Source organism: bacterium (assembly GCA_027622355.1).
In the GTDB taxonomy this organism is placed as follows: domain Bacteria; phylum UBA8248; class UBA8248; order UBA8248; family UBA8248; genus JAQBZT01.
The window spans coordinates 1-5,709 of record JAQBZT010000196.1 but is presented as its reverse complement, the minus strand read 5'-3'; the positions used below and the strand labels follow the sequence as shown (position 1 = coordinate 5,709).

Here is a 5,709-nt window from a genome sequence, read left to right as displayed (position 1 = left end):
CCTTGCCACTCAGAGCGCCCTTCTTGTATTCATCGCCGCTCTTCGCCTTGAAAGTTCCCTTCTTGTACTTGGTGGGGTTCATCCCCGTCTCGCTGTCGCCGGCGTCCTTGCCACTCAGAGCGCCCTTCTTGTATTCATCGCCGCTCTTTTCCTTGAAAGTTCCCTTTTTGTAACTGCACGGGTTCTTCCCCACCTGGCTGTCGCCGCTGTCTCTGTTTGCCGAAAGAGCGGGCGTCGCGGCCAACGCAAACATGAAAGAAATCACCATCGCATAAAAAAGTTTTGTCGATTTCATAAAATCACCTTCCTCTTTAAACGTTCGTTTGAATGAAAAAATCACTTGTCTGATAAACCGCACTGAATGATCTGAATTTCTCTCTCCTCTGCAGTAGCTACTCATTCCCTATAATGCAAATGGCTTCCATAATATTCCTTACCGAAAGCGAAACGTTCACGAAGATCGAATTTCCAGCCGTCTACTCTCGAAAAAACAGGGAAAGGCTCGGGCGGGCGGCATCTCCCCGGGAACATTTCCGGCTGAAAATTTTTTCCAATTCGCCGGAATTTTTTTCTGGAAAATGGAATAATTTCTTCGGTGGAAAATCCGGGAATATGCCTGTCCCAACTTTTCAGCATCAATTTCCCGCCGGATATCCTGAGAAAACGGACAAATCATGACATTCGGCAGCGGCTGGGGAGGCTTCAGAAAAGACCGAGTTTGTTCACGCCCGCTTCCAGTGCTCCGAGCGCCAAGTCCACTTGCGCCTCGGTGTGGGTGGCCATGAGGGTGAACCGGATGCGGGAGGTCCCTGGCGGGACGGTGGGGGGCCGGATGGCGAGCGCGAATATCCCTGCGGCGAGCAAGTGATCGGCCAGTTTCAGCGCGCGCTCTTCATCGCCCACGATCAAGGGAAAAATCGGCACTTCATCCGCTTCATTCCTTTCATCGAGATCAAAACCAATCCGCCGTGCGCCCTGCCGGAAACGGGCGCAGAGCACACGGAGGTTGCGGCGGCGGCGCTCCCCTTCCTCGCCCGCGGCGATCTCGAGCGCCGCCCGGGCGGCCTCGGCCACTGCCGGGGGGAGCCCGGTCGAGAAGATGAGCGAGCGCGCCCGGTTGATGAGATAGTCCACCACTTCCGCATCCGCGGCCGCAAACGCACCGTAGGCGGCCAGCGCCTTTCCCAGGGTTCCCATTATCACCCCCACGCGGTCCGTCACGCCGAACTTCGCGGCGGCGCCCCGGCCCCGTGGTCCGATCACGCCGGTCGCATGCGCCTCGTCAACGAGGAGAAGCGCGTCATGCCGCTCCGCCAAGTCGCACAAGATACCGAGCGGGGCGAGACTGCCGTCCATGCTGAATATTCCGTCGGTCACGATGAGGCGACGCCGGGCGGATTTTTCCTTCGCCAGCGCATCTTCGAGAACGGTCATATCGCCGTGTGAATAGATGTGCACGCGCGCCCGGGAAAGCCTGCAGCCGTCCACGATGCTCGCGTGGTTGAGTGCATCGCTGAAAATGGCGTCGCCCTCGGCCGCCAGTGACGCGATCAAGCCCACGTTGGCCAGAAAGCCGGAGCCGAAGAGCACCGCATCCGCTTTTCCCTTGAATGCGGCGAGGTCCGCCGCGAGCAGCTGATGCGGTTCCATGAAGCCCGATACCAGCGGACTCGCCGCAGCGCTGGCGCCCCATCTGCGGACGCCCTCGGCGGCGGCCTCGATCACCTGCGGGTGATCCGCCAAGCCCAGGTAGTTGTTGCTGGCAAACAGAATCATCTCCCGTCCGCCGTACCGGACACAGGGACCCTGCGCGCTCGAGAGCGTCCGCAGGCCGCGGCGGAGATTTCGACTGGACAGATCGGCGAGCTCGCGGCGGATGGAGCCTCGCCAGCCGGCATCATCTGGATTTCGGGAAAAACCGGAGGCGCACATGCAGCGAATTCTAGAAGAGTATGCCAGGGAAGGAAAACGGCGGGAAAATTATTAGAAACGGAAGATGTGTTTCCTGAGAAACAATACGAGTCCGCCTTTTGAGGGCTCTACTCCAGGCTGCGGCTCGGGCGCCGGAGAGGCTGCTGCCTTTGCGGCGAAAACCGCCTCTTTCGAAGGCGCCGGCTCGTTCTCTTTCGAAGCCTTGTACTCGTTCGAGAATTTCCTGCTCCGCAGCCAAGTCGTACCCTTGCGGCGGCCGGGTTTCGGTGAAAGATACATGACAAACCCCTTTTCGTTGTACCCAAGGTCCGCTGCCGTTCTATTGCGGCCCGTTATTTCCCATAGTCGCCTTTGCGGTTTTTCTTCTTTTCCTTGTAGATCTTTATTGCCTTCTCCACGGAATAATTTTTCCCGCCGAGGGAGGTGTAGCCCCCCATATCCACCGGCCTCAGGAACCCGCATGTCTTCTTGTGTATTCGGTCCCACCGGTTTTTCCCCAGCCTGCTCATTGCCATTGCCGTCAACATGGCCGGTCACCTCCATATCGAATCGAGCGGCGCGTTCCGGGGGATTTCTTCCCCCTGTTTAGATATCGGGCATCCGGCGGAATTCCTCGATGATGTGGGTTACTGCACAGGGGTGAAACGAATCCCTTTCGCTTGCCTATCTGGTGAAAAAATGCCAATTTGCACGGTATTCGCGTCAAAAAGAGAGGGAAATCACACCCTGCCTCCGGACGGAAAGGAGGTTTTTTCGAAGGAGAAATTGATTTGCCGAACTGGCTCTGGGTGGCGCTCGGAGGCGCCGCAGGAAGCGCCCTGCGCTACGGCGTGGCCAACACCGTTCAACGATGGAGCGGCGGGGCATGGCCGCTCGGAACGCTATCGGTCAACGTCATCGGCTCGTTCGTGATGGGACTCATCGCCGCCCTGGTCCTCACGAGAGGCTTTGCGCCTGATCCCACGCGCCACCTTGTGATCGTCGGCGTTCTCGGCGGCTTCACCACCTTTTCCGCATTCAGTCTGGAAACCTTCCAGCTGTTTCAAAACGGCCACTGGGGCTCCGCGGCCGCCAACATCGCTATCTCGGTGGCCGGGTGCGTCCTCGCCACCTGGGCGGGATTTTCCATCACCGGCCGGGCCTGAGCGCCGCCGCCGGGAAATGACAGGAGAGCACACATGACCGGCCGCGCCGACTTCCGGCAATACTACCGGGACGCCCACGGCGTCTCCCTTCTCACCGACAGAGAAAAAAATCTGATCGGGCTTGCGATCGCCATCGTCCGCAACTGCCAGCCCTGAGTGGACCGCCGCCTGGCGGACGCCGGGAAAGCAGGCATCGCCGAAGACGTGCTGGATGCCACGTTCGACCTCACCGCCGCCGTCATGGGCGGAATCGCGCAGAGCATGAACCAGCGCTACAAGGACTCCCGGAAGGAGGAGTAGACCCATGCGTGCAATCCGGATCGAAAAACACGGCGGACCTGAAACGATGAAACTCGTGGACATCCCCGTACCCGAACCCGAAACGGGCCAGGTCCGCATCAAGATCGAGGCGGTCGGCCTCAACAACTCCGACCTCATGATCCGCGAGGGGCGTTATGTGGACGAGATGCCCCTTCCCTTCATCATGGGCCGGGAGTTCGCCGGCACCATCGACAAGCTCGGCCCGGGCGTCGAGGGATGGGAAGTGGGTCAGCGCGTCATCGCGGGGAATTTCTGGGGCGGAGCGCTCGCCGATTTCGCGATTGCTCTCACCGGTGCCCTCACTCCCCTTCCGGATGACTTCACACCCGAACAGGGCGCCGCCTTCCGCGTCCAGTGCGTCTCCGCCATGCACATCATCGACAACTGCGCCCGGGTCCGGCCCGGAGAAACCGTTCTCATCCATGCCGCGGCGGGCGGTGTCGGCGGAATCGCCATTCAAATCTGTCAGGCGCGCGGCGCCAAGGTGATCGGCACCACCTCAAGCGACGAAAAATGCGAGCGCGTCGCGGCCCTCGGCGCCACCGCCATCAACTACGTGAAAGAGGATTGGGTGAAAAAGGTCCTCGAGCTCACCGGCGGCCGGGGGGTGGACGTGGTTCTCGAATCGATCGGCGGCGAGGTGCTCGAGCGCTCCTTCAAGGAGGCGCTGGCGCTCTACGGCCGATGCGTCATCTACGGCAGGGCCAGCGGGGTTCCTGTCCAATTCCACGATTTCGAGATACTCGAATCAAACCGCGCGCTGATCGGCTACTATCTCTCGCGCCACTTCCCCGACCACGTGCACCTCATCCGCGAGGCGGCGGAAAAATCCTTCGCCATGATCCGGGAGGGAAAGCTCAAGCTCACCATCGGCCACACCTACCCGCTCGAGCGGGCGGCCGAGGCGCTTCAGCTGATTGGGGACCGGAAAAACATCGGAAAGATCGTCGTCACGACCTAGCGCACTTCGGCGTGCGTGGCCCAGGGCTCTTTCATGATGGCATCGGCGATCTGCGCCGGATCGAAATCGCGCGGAATGCCGATCTGGACGCGGACGCGAACCTGCCCCGCGTTCAGATCGCGCGTGACGTCCACTTCGCGCACCTGGCACCGCTCCCGGGAAATCAGATCTTCCAGATCGTGGATATGGTTGTCGCCTCCGGATTCGGTGACCGTCACCTCCACCACGCGGAACCGGAGTTTCCCCGATATCTGCCGACTGAATTTTTTCAGAAAACCGAGCGAGAGCAGCATAATCGCGACGGCCGCGACGGCTTCGGTGTGGTAGCCCGCCCCGACGGCGAGGCCGATGCCCGCCGTGGTCCAGATGCTCGCCGCCGTCGTCAGCCCACGGACGGTGGGGCCCATCCGCAAGATGGCGCCCGCCCCGAGAAAGCCCACCCCCGTCACCACCTGGGCGGCGATGCGCCCCGGATCGAAGACCCCGCCCTCGGCCACGCGCCGGGAGACGATCATGATCAGCGCCGAGCCCAGACACAAAATCAGATGGGTCCGAACGCCCGCCGGCTGATTGCTGCGCTCGCGCTCGATGCCGATGAGGCCGCCGAGAAAGGCCGCCTCGATGAGGAGCAGGACGGACGCCAGCTGATCGTGCAAGCTACTTGACCCCCTTGGGCTTGGGGCGCGCCTTGCGCTTGGCGATCTCTTTCTTCAGGTCGGTCTTGCCGTTCAGTGGAACGCCGAAGACCTCGCCCACCAGGGTGTGCTTGTCCAGCAGGCGCATGAGGGCGACATCCTCCAGTTCGGCGACGATCAGCTCGCAGGTGCTGAAGATGGTGCAGCCCTCGACGAGATGCCCGCCGAAGCAGGTCGCCTCGGGCCGCCCGAGGGAGATCGTCACATGGGCATGCAGGTAGGGCTCGCCCTTTTCGGTCTGGGTGATGTTGCCGCTCATCTGGAGGAGTTCGAGCGGGCCGTTCAGCGGGGTGAAGATGCGGCACTCATCGTTGATGGGAAACGGATCGGGGAACTGCCAGACGTTGCGCAGCACCGCCTTCTGCAAACTCGCCGCCGCGCTCACGATGACGCCTGCCTTGACGCCCTTTTCCTTGCAGATCTTGAGCGTCGTGCCGAACAGATCATCCCCCGGCGCCATGCGGATCGCAAGCACCCGGCCGATGCGCGCCTCGGCCACATCGTAGCGGGGCGGGCGGGTCTTCCAGTTCGAGTTGTCGAAAATACCTTTCTTTGATGCCATCGGGATAAACCTCCTGCCGTCCGGTGTCGCGCCGGTCGGATGAAAAAGAAAATCACAGAAACGGCATCATAGAGCGGAACGCCGGGAAGAAAA

The 5,709-nt window shown here is 61.1% G+C and carries 10 protein-coding genes; 4 read left to right on the top strand and 6 right to left on the bottom strand.

All coding sequences use genetic code 11. The features are described from left to right. The 4 genes from O2807_11125 to O2807_11110 all read right to left on the bottom strand — a co-directional run. A partial coding sequence (locus tag O2807_11125; protein MDA1001049.1) for a hypothetical protein occupies positions 1-358 on the bottom strand: 358 nt, incomplete at its 3' end. A gap of 38 nt (positions 359-396) precedes the next feature. Continuing rightward, complete coding sequence (locus tag O2807_11120; protein MDA1001048.1) at positions 397-636, bottom strand: hypothetical protein; 240 nt, start codon at positions 634-636, stop codon at positions 397-399. 66 nt (positions 637-702) lie between these two features. After that, positions 703-1,932 (bottom strand): 8-amino-7-oxononanoate synthase, encoded by a 1,230-nt coding sequence (bioF, locus tag O2807_11115; protein ID MDA1001047.1) that lies wholly within the window; start codon positions 1,930-1,932, stop codon positions 703-705. Between the two features lie 332 nt (positions 1,933-2,264). After that, positions 2,265-2,459: a hypothetical protein gene (locus O2807_11110; protein ID MDA1001046.1), complete on the bottom strand. Its 195-nt coding sequence runs from the start codon at positions 2,457-2,459 to the stop codon at positions 2,265-2,267. A gap of 243 nt (positions 2,460-2,702) precedes the next feature. Between O2807_11110 and crcB the strand changes: the two genes are divergently transcribed. Genes crcB through O2807_11090 form a run of 4 tightly spaced genes read left to right on the top strand, consistent with a single transcriptional unit; the run spans position 2,703 to position 4,359 of the window. Continuing rightward, positions 2,703-3,077, top strand: coding sequence for a fluoride efflux transporter CrcB (gene crcB, locus O2807_11105; GenBank protein MDA1001045.1), 375 nt, complete (start codon positions 2,703-2,705; stop codon positions 3,075-3,077). 33 nt (positions 3,078-3,110) lie between these two features. Further along, positions 3,111-3,233 (top strand): hypothetical protein, encoded by a 123-nt coding sequence (locus O2807_11100; GenBank protein ID MDA1001044.1) that lies wholly within the window; start codon positions 3,111-3,113, stop codon positions 3,231-3,233. Then, positions 3,234-3,377: a hypothetical protein gene (locus O2807_11095; GenBank protein MDA1001043.1), complete on the top strand. Its 144-nt coding sequence runs from the start codon at positions 3,234-3,236 to the stop codon at positions 3,375-3,377. Between the two features lie 4 nt (positions 3,378-3,381). Beyond that, positions 3,382-4,359 (top strand): NADPH:quinone oxidoreductase family protein, encoded by a 978-nt coding sequence (locus tag O2807_11090; GenBank protein MDA1001042.1) that lies wholly within the window; start codon positions 3,382-3,384, stop codon positions 4,357-4,359. Here the strand turns inward: O2807_11090 and O2807_11085 are convergent. Both O2807_11085 and O2807_11080 read right to left on the bottom strand, forming a co-directional pair. Next, positions 4,356-5,015, bottom strand: a complete 660-nt coding sequence (locus O2807_11085) for an MgtC/SapB family protein (protein MDA1001041.1) — start codon at positions 5,013-5,015, stop codon at positions 4,356-4,358. The genes O2807_11090 and O2807_11085 overlap by 4 nt on opposite strands. A gap of 1 nt (position 5,016) precedes the next feature. Then, positions 5,017-5,616, bottom strand: coding sequence for a DNA-binding protein (locus tag O2807_11080; GenBank protein ID MDA1001040.1), 600 nt, complete (start codon positions 5,614-5,616; stop codon positions 5,017-5,019). Positions 5,617-5,709 lie beyond the last annotated feature (93 nt).

Bases quoted from the DNA above. Each gene is read 5' to 3' on its own strand.
- O2807_11100 (MDA1001044.1), top strand. From the start codon at position 3,111: ATGACCGGCCGCGCCGACTTCCGGCAATACTACCGGGACGCCCACGGC.
- bioF (MDA1001047.1), bottom strand. From the start codon at position 1,932: ATGTGCGCCTCCGGTTTTTCCCGAAATCCAGATGATGCCGGCTGGCGA.
- O2807_11080 (MDA1001040.1), bottom strand. From the start codon at position 5,616: ATGGCATCAAAGAAAGGTATTTTCGACAACTCGAACTGGAAGACCCGC.
- O2807_11090 (MDA1001042.1), top strand. From the start codon at position 3,382: ATGCGTGCAATCCGGATCGAAAAACACGGCGGACCTGAAACGATGAAA.
- O2807_11120 (MDA1001048.1), bottom strand. From the start codon at position 636: ATGCTGAAAAGTTGGGACAGGCATATTCCCGGATTTTCCACCGAAGAA.
- O2807_11110 (MDA1001046.1), bottom strand. From the start codon at position 2,459: ATGTTGACGGCAATGGCAATGAGCAGGCTGGGGAAAAACCGGTGGGAC.